Genomic DNA, 17764 nt, shown 5'->3' with positions numbered 1-17764 from the left:
CACCTGCTGCGGCGCACGGAGCTGCCAAACCCGCACCACGTGACGTCCGGCGCACCGTGCGCACGGGCGCACCACCACCGCCCGGGAGGCCCGGCGCACCCCCGCCACGAACACCGCACCGTGTCGACACGGTCACCCACAACGCCGCTGGCCGCTCCGTGCGCACCTGCTGCGGCGCACGAAGCAGCCAAACCCGCACCACGTGACGTCCGGCGCACCGTGCGCACGGGCGCACCACCACCGCCCGGGAGGCCCGGCGCACCCCCGCCACGAACACCGCACCGTGTCGACACGGTCACCCACAACGCCGCTGGCCGCTCCGTGCGCACCTGCTGCGGCGCACGAAGCAGCCAAACCCGCACCAGGTGACGTCCGGCGCACCGTGCGCACGCACCGACGTCCGCCGACGTCGGCCGACCAGGCGCCGCTCGGTAGACTGCCGCTGCTCGCGGGAGTGGTGGAATCGGTAGACACGCAGGATTTAGGTTCCTGTGCCCCAGGCGTGAGGGTTCGAGTCCCTCCTTCCGCACCGACCGTTGCGCGCTCGCGCATCTCATACCACCGAGGGACGTTCCGGTCACGCGCGGACGGTACCCTCGTCGTGCGGGTGACCCTCCCGTCACCGCATCTGCACGACCGGAAGAGACATGCACTCCGTCGCACTCGCCCTGATCCCATGGCTGGATCCGCAGTACATCCTCGACCACTTCGGGGCGGTCGCAGTGCTCGTCGTCTGTGCGATCGTCTTCGCCGAGACCGGTCTGCTGATCGGCTTCATCTTCCCGGGCGACAGCCTGCTCGTCATCACCGGCCTGTTCGCGTTCGACCGCGGCGGCGAGATCGGCGGCATCCCGATCTGGGTCGCTGCCCTGATGATCGGCGCTGCGGCGTTCCTCGGTGGGGAGCTCGGCTACTACATCGGCAAGAAGGCCGGCCCGCCGATCTTCGAGCGCAAGGAGAGCGGTCTGTTCTCCAAGGCGAACGTCGAGCGGACCAACGCGTTCTTCCACCGGTTCGGCCCGCTCGCGGTGATCCTGGCGCGCTTCGTGCCGGTCGTCCGCACCTTCGCGCCGATCGCCGCCGGCGTCGGCCGCATGGACTACAAGAAGTACTCGCTCTACAACGCGATCGGCGCCGTCGTCTGGGGTGTCGGTGTGACGTTCCTCGGGTACTTCATCGGGCACATCCCGTTCGTCGCCCACATCGTGCGCGAGTACATCGACATCATCCTGCTCGCCGCAGTCCTGGTCACCGTCGTGCCGATGGCGCTGACGTACATCCGGAACGCCCGCAAGGCGAAGAAGCGCGAGCACCAGGCCGAGTCGACGGCCGTCGACCCGCAGCTGTAGCGGTACGCCGGACCGGATGCGACAGGCCCACACCGTTCGGTGTGGGCCTGTCGTCGTCGCAGGTGGGCAGTTCAGAGGCCGAAGTGCTCCCGCACGACCGGCGCGATGCCCCGGAACGCCTTGCTGCGGTGCGACAGCGCGTTCTTCTCGTCGCGGGTGAGCTCGGCCGACGAGCGGTCGGCGTCGTCCGGCCGGAACACCGGGTCGTAGCCGTGTCCGCCGTCGCCGACCGGCGCGGTCAGCACCTCGCCGTTCCACACCGCTTCGACCACGTGCTCGAACCCGTCGGGCGTGACGAACGCGGCCGCGCACACGAAGGCGGCGGTCCGCTCCACGACGCCGTCGAGGTTCTGCAGCAGCAGCGCGATGTTGTCGGCGTCCGACCGGGTGCCCGCGTACCGCGCCGAGTGGATGCCCGGGGCACCGTCGAGCGCGTCGACCGCGATGCCGGAGTCGTCGGCGAGCGCCGGCAGTCCGGTGTGGGCGACCGCGGCACGGGCCTTGATCAGGGCGTTCGCGGCGTAGGTGTCGCCGTCCTCGACCGGCTCGGGGCCGTCGTACCCGACCAGCTCGACACCCTCGCCCAGCGCCGACCCGAGGATCTCGCGGAGCTCGACGACCTTGCCCTGGTTGTGGGTGGCCAGGACGACGGTGCCGGTCACGCCAGCCCCAGCACGGTCTTCTGGATCGCCGCGAGCGACTGGTTGCCGGCCAGCCCCAGGTCGAGCAGGACGTTCAGCTCGTCGCGGTCGAAGGGCGCGTGCTCGGCGGTCCCCTGCACCTCGATGAACTTGCCCGACCCGGTCGTGACGATGTTCATGTCGGTGTCGGCGGCGGAGTCCTCGGTGTACGCCAGGTCGAGCATCGGTTCCCCCTTGACGATGCCGACCGAGATCGCCTGCACGCTGTCGGTGAGCGGGGTGGCCTTCTTGCCGATGAAGCCCTTGCCCCGGCCCCACTCGATCGCGTCGACCATGGCCACGTAGGCGCCGGTGATCGACGCCGTGCGGGTGCCGCCGTCGGCCTGCAGCACGTCGCAGTCGATGACCAGGGTGTTCTCCCCGAGGGCCTTCGTGTCGACCACGGCGCGGAGCGAACGCCCGATCAGCCGGGAGATCTCGTGGGTGCGGCCGCCGACCTTGCCCTTGATCGACTCGCGCTGCATGCGCTCGTTCGTCGACCGCGGCAGCATCGAGTACTCGGCGGTGACCCAGCCGGTGCCCTTGCCGGCGAGCCAACGGGGCACGCCGTTCGTGAACGAGGCGGTGCAGAGCACCTTGGTGTTGCCGAACGAGATGAGCGCGCTGCCCTCGGCCTGCGTGCTCCACCCCCGCTCGATGGTGACGGGACGGTGTTCCTCGGCCTGGCGGCCGTCGATGCGGGTGGTCATGGTGTCCTTTCGGTCCGGCCTGGAGGCGCGGTGCGGGTCATCGGGGCGGGCGGCGGCTGGCGGCTGGTCGCCGCTCAGGCCCGCCCACGGGGCAGCGTGATGGCGCCGGTCTCGAGGTGGCCGACGCGGACGATCTCGGGGCCGAGGAACCGGCGGGCGAGCCGCAGGAACCCGTCCTCGTCGTCGCCGGTCGACTCGAACGAGTACGTCGGGGCGGTGGTGGAGGTGCGTTCGAGGCCGTGCTCGACGAGCCGGCGGTACACGTCACTGGCGGTCTCCTCGGCACTCGACACCAGGGTGACGTCCGGGCCCATCACGTACTGGATGGCAGCGGACATCAGCGGGTAGTGGGTGCAGCCGAGCACGAGGGTGTCCACGTCGGCGGCGCGGATCGGGTCGAGGTACCCGGCGGCGACCTCGCGCAGCTCCGGCGACGAGGTGTCCCCCGCCTCGACGAACTCGACGAAGCGCGGGCACGCCGCCAGGGTCAGGCTGACGTCCGAGGCCACGGCGAAGGCGTCCTCGTAGGCGCGCGAGGTGATGGTGCCGACCGTGCCGATGACGCCGATGCGCCCGGTCCTGGTCTGCTTCACGGCGGCGCGGGCGGCGGGCTGGATGACCTCGACCACCGGGATGCCGTACGCCTGCTCGTACCGTTCGCGGGCATCGCGGAGCACGGCCGACGACGCGGTGTTGCAGGCGATGACGAGTGCCTTGACGCCGAGTTCCACCAGGTCGTCCATGACCTCGAGCGCGTAGCGGCGGACGTCCGCGATGGGCTTCGGGCCGTACGGCGAGTGCACGGTGTCGCCGACGTACCGGATGCTCTCGCGCGGCAGTTGGTCGATGATCGCGCGGGCCACCGTGAGCCCGCCGACCCCGCTGTCGAAGACTCCGATCGGTGCATCCGTCACGGTGACCAGCGTACCGACGCTCGCAGTAGTGTCGGGGAGGTGACCAGCGCGCTCCTGACGGACCAGTACGAACTCACCATGGTCGACGCGGCCCTGAAGGACGGGACCGCCCACCGGCGCTGCGTCTTCGAGGTGTTCGCCCGGCGACTGCCCGACGGTCGTCGCTACGGCGTCGCGGCCGGCCTCGGCCGGTTCCTGACCGCCCTCGGCGACTTCCGCTTCGGCGACGACGAGATCGGGTTCCTGCGCGACCGCGGGGTCATCGACGAGGGCACCGCAGCCTTCCTCGCCGACTACCGGTTCACCGGGGACGTCCGGGCGTACCGCGAGGGCGAGGTCTACTTCCCCAACTCCCCGATCCTGCAGGTCGAGGGCACGTTCGCCGAGGCCGTCGTGCTCGAGACGCTCGCCCTGTCGGTCTTCAACGCCGACTCCGCCATCGCCTCGGCCGCCGCGCGCATGGTCTCCGCCGCCGACGGTCGTCCGCTCGCCGAGATGGGCTCGCGCCGCACCGGCGAGTGGAACGCCGTCGCCGCAGCACGGGCCGCGTACATCGCCGGGTTCGGCGCGACGAGCAACCTCGAGGCCGGCCGCACCTGGGGCATCCCGACGATGGGCACCGCGGCGCACGCCTTCACCCTGCTGCACGACTCCGAGGAAGAGGCGTTCCGGTCGCAGCTCGACGCCCTCGGCAACGGCACGACGCTGCTCGTCGACACCTACGACATCGAGCAGGCCGTCGAGACCGCCGTCCGGCTGACCGACGGCAAGCTCGGCGGTGTCCGCATCGACAGCGGAGACCTGCCCTCGGTCGTCGCGGCCGTCCGGGCGCAGCTCGACCGGCTCGGCGCGACCGACACGAAGATCACGGTCACGAACGACCTGGACGAGTACACGATCGCGGCCCTCCGTGCGGCCCCGGTCGACTCGTACGGCGTCGGCACCTCGGTCGTCTCCGGCTCGGGGCACCCGGCCGCCGGCATGGTCTTCAAGCTCGTGGCGCACCAGTCCGCCGACGGCGACGACTGGGTCGCCGTGGCGAAGAAGTCAGCGGACAAGGCCTCGATCGGCGGGCGCAAGGAAGCCGGCCGACGCCTGCGCAACGGTGTCGCCACGGCCGAGGTCGTGCTCACCGCCGGACAGGTCGGCCCCGACGAGCGCCCCCTGCTCGTGCCCGTGGTCACCGGCGGCGTGGTCGATCCGGCGTTCCTCGGAGCACAGGGCGTCGAGGCCGCGCGGGCGCACCACAAGCGGGCGAAGGCCGAGCTGCCGGCGGACGCCGCGCGCATCGGTCGCGGCGACCCCGCGATCCCCACCCTGGTGATCTAGCGCGCCGCTGCGCGCCGCTGCGCCGCAGCGCCGCTGCGCATCGCTTGGTGAGCAGAAATGGTCGGGTCCCCGAAGGCGACCCGACCATTTCTGCTCACGATGCGCAGGCTGCGCCTACTCGGACTTCATCTTCTCGTAGATGGCCTTGCAGTCCGGGCACACCGGGAACTTCTCCGGGTCGCGGCCCGGGATCCACTTCTTGCCGCACAGCGCCTTGACCGGATTGCCGGACAGGGCGGACTGCAGGATCTTGTCCTTCTTGACGTAGTGCGAGAACCGCTCGTGGTCGCCGGGTTCGATCGCTTCGTCTTCGAGGAGCTTCTCGAGCTCCCGGTCCATCACGTCGAGGCCGCCGCCTGGTTCCGTCATGCTCATGGGTCCAGGGTACGACGGTCTGCGCACGTTGGTCTGCGCACGTTGGTCTGCGCACCTCGCGCTCGTTCCGGAACGCTAGTTGCGCTGCGCCGCGGCCAGCAGGTCCGGGCCGCGCCGGTCGAACAGCCGCCCGCCCGCGAAGATCCCGATGACGAGCACGACCACGCCGATCCCGATGCCCACCGCGAGCGTCAGCATCGACCACGGCTCGGCGCCGCGGACGAAGGCCAGCACCGCGAGCCACGCCGCCGGGACGGTGCAGAGCACGATGCCGATCACCATCATCGACTGCGCGACCGTCGCCGTCACTCCCGCGGCCTGTGGCTGCTGGAACGGGTGGTCACCCGGCCGCACGGTCGGGTAGGGCAGCAGGACGGACACGACGCTCGACAGCCCGAGTCCGGACAGCAGGGCACTGGCGCTCACGCCGATCAGCAGCGGGAACACCGTCCAGTCGTCGAACAACCAGGCGGACACCGCCGAGCCAGCCACGATCGCCGGCGCACCGACGACGAGCACCGGGACGACACGGCCGAGACGGTCGCTCCACCCGGGAGCCCCGGAGGCGACGTGCAGCCACACCGCGGTGTTGTCGTACGAGACGTCGTTGTGCGGCAGGAACCCGGCGATCAGCGCCATGAGCGGCAACGGCACGAGCGCGGTCCAGTGCCACGGCACCCCGGCGACCCCGAGCGGGATGACGACGAGCGGGACGAACAGGATGATCAGGTACGAGGTGCGGTACCGCGGGTCGCGCATCCAGTAGGTCAGGGCGCGGGCGGCGACGGCGGCGACCGGCGTCGAGCCGAGCCGGTCGAACCAGCCGAGCCCCTGGTAGCGCCGGGTCCGGGTGCGACCGTCGACGGTGTCGAGCGCCCGACCGACGAGCGCCCACCACGCCCAGGTCAGCAGGGCGACGACGGCGATCGCGACGAGCAGCTTGAGGAACCCGGTGCCGCCGTGGCCGCTGGCGACCTCGGCGGGCACGGCCCAGGCAGCGCCCCACGGCGTCCACCCCGCGACGTCCGCGATGCGTTGCATCTCGGTGCCCTCGGGGTCGAGCCAATCGACGCGGAGCAGCAGCGAGACCGCCGGGATCGCGAGCACGATGATCACGAGCGCGACGAGCCACCCGGCGTCGCGGGACCGGTGCGGACCGATCAGCCGCGAGCCGACGGTGCAGCACACGCGGACCAGGAGCGCGCAGGTGGCGATCGCGAGCAGGCCGCCGATCACCGCGAGCACACCGGTGCCGGCGTCACGCGCCCAGGCGATCGACTGGGCGACGGCCACGACGACGACCCCGATCACCGGGACGCCGATCAGGCCTGCGACGACGAGGCCGATCGCGAGCCCGCGACGGCCGATGCCGAACACCGCGAAGCGCCGCGGGTCGAGCTGGTCACTCCGTCCGACGACGAGCGGGACGACGGTGAACGCGAACGCGATGAGCGTGCCCACCGGCACGGTGACCGCGCGGGCCGTGTCGGGGTCGGCGGAGCGCAGCGCGACCGTCTGCGTCGCGACGAACACGGCGGCGAGGAGCCCGACGAGGCTGCCGAGCACGACGAACACGGACCGGCGGGCGCTGCCGCGGACCTCGCCCGCGAGCAGGTCGGCCCTCAGCCGGAGAAGCTGTGCAACCATTCCATGCTCTCTGCCACGACGCGGCCGCCCGCGAGTTCGACGAACTTGTCCTCGAGGCTCTTGCGACCGCGCACCTGGGCCATGGTCCCCGAGGCGAGGACCTTGCCGCCGACGATGATGGCGACGGAGTCGCAGGTGCGCTGGACGAGCTCCATGGAGTGGCTGGAGAGCACGACGGTGCCACCCCCGCGCGTGTAGCGGCGCAGGATGTCGGTGATGGTCGCAGCGCTCACGGGGTCGACCGACTCGAACGGTTCGTCGAGCACGAGGACCCGCGGCGAGTGGATGAGCGTGGCGGCCAGGGCGATCTTCTTCGCCATGCCCACCGAGTAGTCGGCGACCTGGCGACCGAGCGCCTCGCCGAGCCCGAACGCCTCGGCCAGGTCGGTGCTGCGCTCACGGGCCGTGGCACCGTCGAGGCCGCGCAGGGTGGCCGAGTAGTAGAGCAGCTGCGCACCGGTGAGGCGGTCGAACAGCCGCAGGCGGTCCGGCAGCACGCCGAGGCTGCGCTTGGCGGCCGTGGGGTCGGCCCAGACGTCGTGGTCGAGGACCGTCACGGATCCGGCGTCGGGACGCAGCAGACCGGTGATCATCGACAGGGTGGTCGTCTTGCCGGCGCCGTTGGGGCCGACCACGCCGAAGATCGAGCCCTGGCGGATCTCGAGGTCGACCTCGTCGACGGCGAGGGTCTGTCCGTACCGCTTGACGAGGCCGTCGGCGGCGAGCACGACGGGCTGCAGCTTCTGCGGGGTCTTGGGCGCCGTGGCCCGGGGGGCACGCTTCTTCGCGGCGGGGCTCGACGCGGTGTCGTTCTCCGGTGCGTCCGCCTCCGGTGCGCCCTGGGCCGTGTGCGCGGTCGCGTCCGTCGCGGACGTCGCGTCGCTCGCCGTGGGGCCGGGAGGCACGGTGCCGGACGTACCGGCAGCGTTCGCCGGTCGCTTGGTGCGTTGCTTCGTGGTGCGCGCCTTGGCGGGTCGGGCGCCGGTGGTCGTCGTCGGGGCCGCTGCCGCGGCACGTGCCGCGGGACCGGGTGCTGCGTCCGACTGCGGCTCGGTGACCGGATCGGTGGCGGCGGCCGTGGTGTCGGCGGCCGTGGTGTCGTCGGTCATCTCGTCATCAACGGAGGCGTCGCGCGCATCCGGTTCCCCCATGTCGTCGTCGTCGGCGTCGTCCCCCGCCGCGGCGTCCACCCGGTCGGCGGCACGCTCGTCGGCGTCCTGCTCGTCGGTGTCACTCGCTTCGGTCATCCAGGCAGCGTCGGTCGTGGCGTACACGTCCTCGTTCTCTGCTCTGGCGGCCATCGCCCAACCGTACCAACGGTCTCCGGACAGCGGGGAACCGCCCGCTCCAGTGTCACGAAATGAGTACGAAGCGCGGCAGACCTACCCCTTGAGCGGGTGTTTCCGTATCATTCACCAGGGCACGAAGGAGTGTTCACCACTTGGAAACCTGCTCCGGCGGGCTCTCCGACACCGCGCAGCAGCCGGCCCCCGTGGCCAGCGGCGTCCGGTTCTCGGCGAACTCGGACGTTCCGCGAGCAGACTCGACGAGGCCCGCCCGTGCCCCAGGGCGCGCGGGCGGACACCAGAAGGGACCAGCATGACCACGCAGATCGTGATCCTCGCAGCGGGGATGGGCAGCCGGCTCGGCCGCAGCCTGCCGAAGCCGCTCACGGAGCTCAGTGACGGCCGAACCATCATGCAGCAGCAGTTCGACAACATCCGCGCCGCGTTCGGTTCGAGCGCCCGCGTGACGATCGTCGTCGGCTACAAGTCGGAGCACATCGTCGAGGCCTTCCCCGACGCGTCCTTCGTCTACAACGAGTCCTACGACTCCACCAACACCTCGAAGAGCCTGCTGCGCGCCCTCAAGGCGACCGGCAAGAGCGGTGTCCTCTGGATGAACGGCGACGTGGTCTTCGACCCGATGGCCCTCGTCCGTGCGGCCGACATGATCGACGAGGACCACTCGTTCGTCAGCGTCAACACCGACAAGGTCTCCGACGAAGAGGTCAAGTACACCGTCGACGCCGAGGGCTTCATCCACAAGCTCTCCAAGCAGGTCGTCGGCGGGCTCGGCGAAGCCGTCGGCATCAACTACGTGTCGGCGAACGACAAGCAGGCCCTCATCCGCCAGCTCGGTCGCGTCGACGACCAGGAGTACTTCGAGGGCGGCATCGAGGCTGCCATCGCCGAGGACGGGCTACGCTGGTCCCCGATCGACATCTCCGACCTGTACGCGGTCGAGATCGACTTCGCCGAGGACCTCGAGCGCGCGAACAACCTGTTCGCCTGAACCTCCGTCAGGACCCCTTCGGCGGTTCCGCCCGAAGGGAAACCGTGACCACAGCGAGCGCGCCGACCGTGCCCGCGGCTGCCGCACCACCGCCGACCCGGAGCGCCGGTCGGCGCTATCGTCATGCCCTCTGGCTGCTGACCGTCCGTGACCTCCGGGTCCGGTACTCGACGTCGGCGCTCGGGTACGTCTGGTCGATCCTCGACCCGCTCGTGATGTCGGCGATCTACTGGTTCGTCTTCACCCAGGTGTTCCACCGCGGCTCGGTCGGTGAAGACCCGTACATCGTCTTCCTGCTCTCCGCGCTGCTGCCGTGGATGTGGTTCACCGGAGGCGTCTCGGACTCCACCCGGGCGTTCATCAAGGAGTCGAAGCTCATCCGCTCGACGACGATCCCCCGCACCATCTGGGTCGCGCGGATCGACGCGTCGAAGGGCATCGAGTTCCTGCTGAGCCTGCCGGTGCTGGCGGCCTTCGCGATCGCGACGGGTGCGCACCTGCACTGGCAGGTCGTCTTCTTCCCGCTGGCGATCGTGCTGCAGTGCGCGCTGGTGTACGGCCTCGGCCTGATCGTCGCGCCGCTCGTCGTCTTCTTCCGGGACCTCGAGCGGGCGACCAAGCTCGTCCTGCGCTTCCTGTTCTACGCATCGCCGATCATCTACGGCACGCACGCGCTGCCCGACGCCCTGCGCCCCATCGCCGCGGTCAACCCGCTCACCGGCATCTTCGGGATGTACCGCGCCGCGCTCTTCCCGAGCCAGCTCGACTGGCTCGAGGTCGGGGCGTCGGTGGTCATCACGGGCATCGTCCTGGCGATCGGCTTCGCGGTGTTCCGACGCAGCGAGCACCGCGTGCTGAAGGAGCTGTGATGACCGCCACCGACCAGACCCGACGTACCGAGACCGTCGCGCCGGTGATCTCCGTGCGCGACGCCGGCATCTGCTTCAAGCGCAACCGACGGGCGAGCCGCAACTTCAAGGACCTCTTCGCCGGACGCGGCCGCCGCAAGCGTGCCGACGAGTTCTGGGCGCTCCGCAACGTGTCGTTCGACGTCCGTCCGGGCGAGGCGATCGGCGTCGTCGGTCGCAACGGTCAGGGCAAGTCCACGCTCCTGAAGCTCGTGGCGCAGGTGATGCTGCCGGACGAGGGCCGGATCGACGTCGGGGCCGGTGTCGCGCCGCTCATCGAGATCACCGGTGGGTTCGTCGGCGACCTGTCCGTCCGCGACAACGTCTACCTGACCGCCGGCCTGCACGGCATGTCGCGCGCCGAGATCCGTGCCGCCTTCGACGAGATCATCGACTTCGCCGAGATCGCGGACTTCGTCGACACCCCGTACAAGCACCTGTCGAGCGGCATGAAGGTGCGCATCGCGTTCGCGGTGATCTCGCGGCTCGACGAGCCCGTCATCCTGGTGGACGAGGTCCTCGCCGTCGGCGACAAGGCCTTCCGCGAGAAGTGCTACAAGCGGATCGAGGAGCTCCTGGCCGGCGGTCGGACGCTCTTCTTCGTGTCCCACAGCGACAAGGACCTGCGCCGCTTCTGCGACCGCGGTCTGTACCTCGACAAGGGCCGACTGCAGCTCGACGGCACCATCGAGGAAGCGCTGGCGCAGTACTCCGCCGACTACGGCGTCTGACCGGGCGGGTACTCCCCCTCCACAACCAGGGCGCCACGGTGCCCCCTCCACAGCGATGGGTTCCCGGGTGCTGCGCCGGGGCCCCACCGTCGGACCCTCCCCCTAACGTTCCCCCCATGCACCACCCAGCACCCGCGTACGCCGTCCCGTTCACCATCGACCGCTCGCAGGCCCCGCGCCGGTACGACCTCGTCAACACCGGGGACGAACCGGTCGACGGTCTGACCCTCACCCACCTCGGCAACGGCTACAGCCCGCCGCTGGCGGTGCACCGGCTCGAACCGGGTCGACGTCTGTCCGTCGCCGTGTTCGGCGCGGATCCGCAGGACACCGGCGTCGTGATCGTCCGCTGGCGCCGTCCGGACCGCTCCGAGTACGTGTGGCGGATGTCACTTGTCGGTCAGGGGCTGCACCCGTGACCGGCTCCAGACGCGGCTCAGCGTTCGCCGCGCTCGGCAGCGACGGTGCGCCAGCGCTCCAGCAGCCACTCGACGGCGGCGTGGAACCTGGCCGTCGCGGCACCGGGCGTGGTGTCGCCGAAGTAGCGCGCCACCCACTGCTGCAGCTTGGCGAGCTCGGCGGCGTCCCCCACGGCGGCATCGATCCGCGCGAGCACCGACGGCGCGTCGGCCGCGGTCAGCCAGTTGGCATCGCTCAGGTAGCCGCGTTCGTCCACGTCGGCCTCCGGCGACACCGGGCGGGTCACGATCAGGGGCTTCCCGACCGCCAGGCGGTCGTAGATCATCGCGCTGATGTCGGTGATCGCCACGTCGGCGTCGGCCAGCTGCCAGCCGAGCTCCCCGCCCTCGTCGTGGACGTGGTGCGCAGTGGGGTCGGCCGCGTTCGCCGCCGTGATCGCCGCGACGATCCGCTCGTGTGCCGTTCGGTACGCCGGGTCGAGCACACCGCTCCGCGGGTGCGGTCGGTACACCAGGCGGTGTCGGGGCGACGCGAGCACCTGCTCGGCGATGGTGATGCCGTGGGACGCGATCGAGCCGTACGCAGCGGCGCCGCGGTCGCCCTCCCACGTCGGTGCGTACAGCACGACGGTCCGGTCGTCGGCGGGGTACGGTGCCGCGCCGGCGAAGTGGTCGGCCTGTGGGCGGCCGATCGCGATGGTCCTGGCGTCGAGGTCGTAGTCCCACAGCGCCTCGGCGAGCCTCCCACGCGCGGCGTCCCCGGCGATCAACGCGTAGTCGTACGCCTTGAACTGGTTCGTCGTCATGTACATCTTGTCGCTCTCGCCGTGGTTGACGAAGACGTGCCACATGCGCCCGTACCGCATCATCTGGAAGTTGCGGGCGTTCTGGTTGACGTACAACACCACCTTCGGCGCCTGGGTCTCGACGAACTGCTCCAGGTCGACGACCTGACGGGCGTACACGGCGGGGACGGGCGACTCGTCGATGAGCGTGGTCATCGTGCCCGGGCTGCGCGCGATGATCACGACCGGGTGCGTCTTCGCCAGTTCAGCGAGCGGCGCGTACCACTGGCGCACCTGGTACATGTTCACGGGGCCGTCGGCGAAGTACACCGCGATCTCGATCGTGCCGGGCGCCGGCACCGCGACCGAGGGCAGGCGACGGGCGAGCGCCCGGCGGCTCCGGCGCGAGGCGAGCAGGCGCTGGGCCAGGCGCACGGCGGTCCGCACGTCACTGGTGATCGGCATGGACTGTCTCCCGTTCTGCGGTGGCGGTGGGGTTCGGGGTGGTCAGACGACGGGCGGGCGCCCAGCGAGCGTCATCCGGGCGACGGTCAGCCAGCTCATCGGTCGGGCCGGTCCGCAGTCGGTGGTCCGTCCTTCGCGGATGCCGGCGAACCACGTCGTCAGGCGCCGCGGGTGTCGCCACCAGCGCGCGACCTGGATCGCGGCCCACGAGCCGACGTAGAGCGGCCGGAGCGGTGCCGGCAGGTTCCGTCGGGCCAGCCACACCCGGTTGCGGGCGTTCAGGCGGTAGTACTCGGTGTGCCGCGCCGGGTCGATGGCCGGGTGGTGGGCGACCAGGTCGCCGGCGTACCAGGCACGTCGACCGGCGTCCCACACGCGCCACGCGAGTTCGATGCCCTCGTGCGCGTAGAAGTACTCCGCGCCCCAGCCCCCGACCACCCGGTACACGTCCATCGGCAGCACGACGGCGCCCTCCCACACCGAGAACACCGGCGACGAGTGGTCCGGCTCGCCCTTGCGGATGCGCGGTACCCAGCGCCGTGGGTTCGCGGCGCCGGTCGGGTCGACCACGCGGGGCTGGACCAGGCCGAGCGACGGGTCGCGTTCGAAGCGGCCGACGGCGTCCTGCAGGAACGTCACCGAGGGGATCGAGGCGTCGTCGTCCAGGAAGAACACGTAGTCCCCGTCGACGACCTCGGCACCGGCGTTGCGGCCGGCCGGGATCCCGAGGTTCTCCGGCAGCGCCAGCGTCCGCACTCCGTCGGGCAGGCCGGTCGGCTCCCAGCCGTTGCCGACGCAGACCACGTCGAGTTCGACGCCCTGCTGCGCGAGCACGCTGTCGAGCCCACGGCGCAGGTCGTCGGGCCGGGTGCCCTGCGACAGGCTCACGACGGCGACTCGGGGTCGCTTCGGGTGCGCGACCGCGTGGCGGCGGACGGTGCTCGGGGTCACGGTGCCATCGGTCACCGTGTCGTCGGCCACCGCGTCGTCGGTCACCGCGTCGTCGGTCACGCCTTGACCCGCTTGGACGCGATGATCGCCAGGAAGTGTCCGACGGCCGCCAGCACGGCCAGCGGCAGCAGCGCCCCGACCAGGATCCGGCTGGCGAGCGTGTCGCCGATCGCCAGTCCGATGAGCGCGAACAGGAACGCGAGCATGCTCAGCTCGACCGAGTGGTACAGGCGGTGGAACGGCAGGAACCGGGCCAGGCGGCGGAGCGAGGCGAGCTTCCGGCCGGACGGCGCGGTCGAGGCGTCGCGTCGGTCGACGAGCTTGTCGAGCCCCGCGTTCGCCCGGGCGACGTGCACCATGTCGTTGAGGGCCTTGTTCAGCACGATCACCAGGCCGAGGGCGCAGCCGATCGTGGTCCACATCCAGTCGGCACCGTGGATCGGCCATGTGGCGGCCCGGATGCCCAGCGCGACCGGGATCAGTCCCTCGGTCGTGTAGTGCCCGACCTTGTCCAGGAACACCCCGGCGGGCGAGCGGGTGCCACGCCACCGTGCGACCTCGCCGTCGCAGCAGTCCACGAGCATCTGCAGCTGTCCGAGCACCAGGGCGAGCGCTGCGCCCCAGATGCCGGGGATGAGCAGGGCCGCGGCGATGCTCCACCCGACCAGGATCATCAGGCCGGTCACCTGGTTGGCGCTGACGCGGGTCTTCAGCAGCACCCAGGTCAGGTACGGCGAGACGTCGCGCAGGTACAGCGACGCCGTCCAGTGCTCGGCATTGGCGCGGGCGCGGACCTCGTCCGGCTGGGCGACGGCCCGCAGCTCGGCGATCGACGTCGGGCGTGCGGATCCGCGGCCGTGGGTGGCGTGGTCGGTCATGGGGTCACCGTCCGGTGTGGGTGGTCAGCTCAGAGGTACGGGTGAGGAACCCGATGATGAAACCGAGCCCCCATCCCACGTGGATGCAGGGCAGCACCACGAGCAACCAGAGGAAGGTCGCCACCCCGGACCGGCGCGCGACGGCGACCGACCCGAGGACGACGAAGAGCAGGTACACGGCGGGCACGGCGAACCCGAGGAGCGCCCAGGCGATCGGGCTGCCGAGGGCTGCGCCGACGACACCGACGACGCCGGCGAGGATCCCGACGGCCATGGCGGCGACCATCGCCGGCGGCACGAAGTACCGCAGGCCGTTGTTCGCGGGGAACCGACGGGCGAGCTCGCCCCGCCACAATCCGGTGGCGACGAACTGCCGGACCAGGCGTTTCAGGCTCGGTCGCGGGCGGTACGTGACGACCAGCTCGGGCGTGAACCACACGGTGCCGCCGGTCTGGCGCAGGCGTCGGTTGAGCTCCCAGTCCTGGCCGCGCTTGATGCCCTCGTCGAACAGGCCGACCTCGAACAGGCGGTCGCGGCGGAAGACGCCGAGGTACGCGGTCTCGGCGGGGCCGGCGGTCCCACCGACGTGGTGCGGGGTGCCGCCGAGTCCGACGCGGCTGCCGTACGCCAGCGCGACGGCCCGCTCGAACGGGCTGCGGCCCTCGGCGCGCATGATGCCACCGACGTTGTCCGCACCCGACTCGAGCAGGGTCCGGACGGCGATGCGCGTGTAGTCCGGGGGCAGCACCGAGTGCGCGTCGACGCGGACCACGACGGGGTGCACCGACGCCGTGATCGCGACGTTCAGTCCGGCCGGCGTGGACCCGGCCGGGTTGTCGATCGCCCGGATGCGGGGATCGGCGGCGCTCATCTCGGCGACGAGCTCGTTCGTGCCGTCGATCGACGGCCCGAGCGCGAGGATGACCTCGAACACGCCGGCGTAGTCCTGATCGAGCAGGCTAGCGACCGCAGCGCGGACCTCGGTGACCTCGTTGAGCACGGGCATCACGTACGAGACGCCCGGCAGGGGCTGTCCGTCTGTCTGCATGCGTACCTCGGGGTGCTGGCTGGGTGCACGGGACGCACCGGGGCGGTGCCGCCCCGCAGAGCGACCATGAGCCTATCAAGACCCGAACCCGGAACCTGCGGGGCGCCCGCGACGCGACCCGCAGACGGACGGGAGGCCCGGCGCACGTCGTGCACCGGGCCTCCCGTCTTGTCCGTGGTGGCGTCAGCCCTTGCTGTCGTACGTGCCCAGGGTCACGTCCGCCTCGCGGGACTGCCCGTTCCGGAGGTAGCTGATCGTCGTCGACGCGCCGCCCGCGAAGTACCGGACCTGTGCCGTCAGGTCGGTGGCGTCCGAGACGGTCGCCGAACCGATCTTCGTGACGACGTCACCCTTCTGCAGACCGGCCTTCGCCGCCGCACCGCCGGACGAGACCGACTTGATGAGCGCACCCATCTGGGTCGCGCTCGCGTTCTCCGAGGCGTCGCCGACGGTGGCACCGAGCAGGCCGTGCGTGGCCGAGCCCTTGTCCTTGATCTCGTTCGCGACGCGCTTCACCAGGTTCGACGGGATCGAGAAGCCCACGCCGATGCTGCCGGCCGCCGAGTCCGACGACGACGAGCTGCCGGCCGAGGCGATGGCCACGTTGATGCCGATCAGCTTGCCCTTCGCGTCGAGCAGGGCGCCACCGGAGTTGCCCGGGTTGATCGATGCGTCGGTCTGGATGACGGGCAGCGAGACCGTGGTGTTCGCGGACGAACTGCTGCCGTTGTCGCCGTTGCCCCAGAAGTCGAACGGGCCGCTGCCGCCGTTGCCGCCCTCGTTCGAGTCGCCGCCCTCGCTGGGAGCGCTCGACGTGACCTGGATGCTGCGGTTCAGGGTCGAGACGATGCCGTCCGTGACCGTGTTCGACAGGCCCAGGGGCGCACCGATCGCGACCGCGGTGTCACCGACGTTGAGCTTCGTGGAGTCGGCGAACTCCATCGGCTTGAGGTCGGTCGCGTCGATCTTGATGACCGCGAGGTCCACCGTCGGGTCGGTGCCGATGAGCTTGCCCTCGTAGATCTTGCCGTTCGAGGTCGTCACGGTGATCGAACCGTTCGAGCTGTCGCCGTCGAGCGTCACCACGTGGGTGTTCGTGACGATGTAGCCGTCCTTGCTCATCACGACGCCCGAACCGGTGCCGGCCTCGTTGCTGGACGAGACGTTGATCGTCACGACCGACGGCGTCGCCTGAGCAGCGACCGCGGTGACGACGGTCGCGGAGTCGTAGTCGTTGACCGTGAGGTTGCCGCCCTGCGACGAACCGGACGACGACGTGACGGTGCCGCCCTGCGACGACCCGGCGAGCCACCCGGCGCCGCCGCCGACCAGACCCGCGACGACCAGTCCGGCGATGATCGGCAGGACGAGCTTGCTGCGCCCGGAGCGGGTGGTGGTCGTGGTGGCCGCTGCACCCGCCGTTCCGTCGGCGAAGTAGTGGCCGTTGCGCTGGTTCGCGCCGTCCACGTCGCCGAAGGCGCTCGTGGCGGACTGCGGCGCCTGCGCCGACGCCGTCGCGTACTCCGACGAGGACGCGGGGGCAGCGGCGGAGGCTGGCTGGGCGTACTCGCCGTACCGCGGCTGGCCCGCGGTCGGCTGCTGGCCGGACTGCGGCTGCTGGGCCTGGCCGTACTGGCTCTGCTGGCCGTACTGGCTCTGCTGGCCGTACTGGCTCTGCTGGCCGTACTGCGACTGCTGACCGTACTGGGACTGCTGGTTCGGCTGGTTCTGGCCGTACTGGGGCTGCTGGCCGTACGGGCTCTGCTGGGCCTGCCCGTACTGCGGCTGCTGGGCCTGCCCGTACTGGCTCGTCTGGGCCTGCCCGTACTGGCTCGTCTGGTCGGCGGCGGGCTGCTGGCCGGACTGGGACGCCTGCCCGTACGGGGAGGTCTGCTGGCCGTACCCGGCCGGCTGCTGGCCGGCATCGCGCTGCTGGCCGGTATCGCGCTGCTGGTCGCCCGAGAGCGTCGGGTACGGCGCCGTGTAGCGGTCCGTGGGGTGGTCGGTCGCCGACGGGATCACGTCGGTGTGGTCGGCGCTCGTGGCGTCGTCGGACGGAGCCGCGTGCTGCGCGGAGTCGGCGGACCGCTCGGCGTTGTCGGGCTGCTCGGCGTCGTTGAACTGCTCGGAGTCGTTCGGCATCGACGTGGTCCCCTTCGTGGCCGCTACGGCGGCGTCCTCACTGGCGGCAGGCGATGCCGCATCGTCCGGACGGCGGTCGTCGCCCTGCCCGTTGGGCGTGGTGTCGGTCATGCTGGACGTGCTCCTTTCAAGCTCGTG

At 71.0% G+C, this 17764-nt stretch carries 17 protein-coding genes and 1 tRNA gene; 7 read left to right on the top strand and 11 right to left on the bottom strand.

From position 1 onward, the window contains the following. The first annotated feature begins 448 nt into the window (after positions 1–448). Together EDF40_RS03975 and EDF40_RS03970 are read left to right on the top strand one after the other, a co-directional pair. Positions 449–529, top strand: a tRNA-Leu gene (locus tag EDF40_RS03975). 118 nt (positions 530–647) lie between these two features. Further along, on the top strand, positions 648–1349 hold the full coding sequence (locus EDF40_RS03970; RefSeq protein WP_123294071.1) for a DedA family protein: 702 nt from the start codon (positions 648–650) through the stop codon (positions 1347–1349). Positions 1350–1420: 71 nt separating this feature from the next. Here the strand turns inward: EDF40_RS03970 and rdgB are convergent, their stop codons facing one another. From rdgB to murI, 3 genes are all read right to left on the bottom strand, one after another. Further along, positions 1421–2011: an RdgB/HAM1 family non-canonical purine NTP pyrophosphatase gene (gene rdgB, locus EDF40_RS03965; protein ID WP_123340733.1), complete on the bottom strand. Its 591-nt coding sequence runs from the start codon at positions 2009–2011 to the stop codon at positions 1421–1423. Then, on the bottom strand, positions 2008–2739 hold the full coding sequence (gene rph / locus EDF40_RS03960; protein WP_123340732.1) for a ribonuclease PH: 732 nt from the start codon (positions 2737–2739) through the stop codon (positions 2008–2010). Before rph ends, rdgB begins: the two co-directional genes overlap by 4 nt. Before the next feature lie 74 nt (positions 2740–2813). After that, positions 2814–3653: a glutamate racemase gene (gene murI, locus EDF40_RS03955; RefSeq protein WP_123340801.1), complete on the bottom strand. Its 840-nt coding sequence runs from the start codon at positions 3651–3653 to the stop codon at positions 2814–2816. Positions 3654–3731: 78 nt separating this feature from the next. Between murI and EDF40_RS03950 the strand changes: the two genes are divergently transcribed. Continuing rightward, the gene (locus tag EDF40_RS03950) at positions 3732–4982 is read left to right on the top strand and encodes a nicotinate phosphoribosyltransferase (protein ID WP_395861795.1); all 1251 of its coding nucleotides are present in this window, start codon (positions 3732–3734) and stop codon (positions 4980–4982) included. Positions 4983–5096: 114 nt separating this feature from the next. Here EDF40_RS03950 and EDF40_RS03945 read toward each other — a convergent pair whose 3' ends face one another. The 3 genes from EDF40_RS03945 to EDF40_RS03935 form a co-directional block, all read right to left on the bottom strand. Next, positions 5097–5357: a DUF3039 domain-containing protein gene (locus tag EDF40_RS03945; protein ID WP_123340731.1), complete on the bottom strand. Its 261-nt coding sequence runs from the start codon at positions 5355–5357 to the stop codon at positions 5097–5099. Positions 5358–5432: 75 nt separating this feature from the next. Beyond that, positions 5433–7004 (bottom strand): ABC transporter permease, encoded by a 1572-nt coding sequence (locus EDF40_RS03940; RefSeq protein WP_123340730.1) that lies wholly within the window; start codon positions 7002–7004, stop codon positions 5433–5435. After that, the gene (locus tag EDF40_RS03935; RefSeq protein WP_260213510.1) at positions 6980–8305 is read right to left on the bottom strand and encodes an ABC transporter ATP-binding protein; all 1326 of its coding nucleotides are present in this window, start codon (positions 8303–8305) and stop codon (positions 6980–6982) included. The genes EDF40_RS03940 and EDF40_RS03935 overlap by 25 nt, the downstream gene beginning before the upstream one ends. A 298-nt stretch (positions 8306–8603) precedes the next feature. Here EDF40_RS03935 and EDF40_RS03930 point away from each other — a divergent pair, with 298 nt between their 5' ends. The 4 genes from EDF40_RS03930 (at position 8604) to EDF40_RS03915 (ending at position 11357) form a co-directional block, all read left to right on the top strand. Next, entirely contained in the window at positions 8604–9299 is a 696-nt protein-coding gene (locus EDF40_RS03930; protein WP_111085011.1) for an NTP transferase domain-containing protein, read from the top strand. Positions 9300–9343: 44 nt separating this feature from the next. Beyond that, positions 9344–10168, top strand: a complete 825-nt coding sequence (locus tag EDF40_RS03925; protein WP_395861451.1) for an ABC transporter permease — start codon at positions 9344–9346, stop codon at positions 10166–10168. Further along, positions 10168–10938, top strand: coding sequence for an ABC transporter ATP-binding protein (locus EDF40_RS03920; protein WP_111085010.1), 771 nt, complete (start codon positions 10168–10170; stop codon positions 10936–10938). Before EDF40_RS03925 ends, EDF40_RS03920 begins: the two co-directional genes overlap by 1 nt. 116 nt (positions 10939–11054) lie before the next feature. Next, complete coding sequence (locus EDF40_RS03915) at positions 11055–11357, top strand: hypothetical protein (protein WP_111085009.1); 303 nt, start codon at positions 11055–11057, stop codon at positions 11355–11357. A gap of 17 nt (positions 11358–11374) precedes the next feature. Here EDF40_RS03915 and EDF40_RS03910 read toward each other — a convergent pair whose 3' ends face one another. The 5 genes from EDF40_RS03910 to EDF40_RS03890 form a co-directional block, all read right to left on the bottom strand. Further along, positions 11375–12607, bottom strand: a complete 1233-nt coding sequence (locus EDF40_RS03910; RefSeq protein ID WP_123340729.1) for a hypothetical protein — start codon at positions 12605–12607, stop codon at positions 11375–11377. 42 nt (positions 12608–12649) lie between these two features. Then, the gene (locus EDF40_RS03905) at positions 12650–13558 is read right to left on the bottom strand and encodes a glycosyltransferase family 2 protein (RefSeq protein ID WP_123340797.1); all 909 of its coding nucleotides are present in this window, start codon (positions 13556–13558) and stop codon (positions 12650–12652) included. Between the two features lie 56 nt (positions 13559–13614). After that, on the bottom strand, positions 13615–14436 hold the full coding sequence (locus EDF40_RS03900; protein ID WP_123340728.1) for a CDP-alcohol phosphatidyltransferase family protein: 822 nt from the start codon (positions 14434–14436) through the stop codon (positions 13615–13617). Between the two features lie 4 nt (positions 14437–14440). After that, on the bottom strand, positions 14441–15484 hold the full coding sequence (locus tag EDF40_RS03895) for a glycosyltransferase family 2 protein (protein ID WP_123340727.1): 1044 nt from the start codon (positions 15482–15484) through the stop codon (positions 14441–14443). Positions 15485–15667: 183 nt separating this feature from the next. Further along, the gene (locus EDF40_RS03890; RefSeq protein ID WP_260213509.1) at positions 15668–17737 is read right to left on the bottom strand and encodes a S1C family serine protease; all 2070 of its coding nucleotides are present in this window, start codon (positions 17735–17737) and stop codon (positions 15668–15670) included. Positions 17738–17764: the final 27 nt, after the last annotated feature.

Source organism: Curtobacterium sp. PhB170 (genome assembly GCF_003752345.1).
In the GTDB taxonomy this organism is placed as follows: Bacteria; Actinomycetota; Actinomycetes; order Actinomycetales; family Microbacteriaceae; genus Curtobacterium.
Note: the sequence above shows the minus strand (reverse complement) of the source record. Positions and strands in the feature narration are given on the sequence as shown.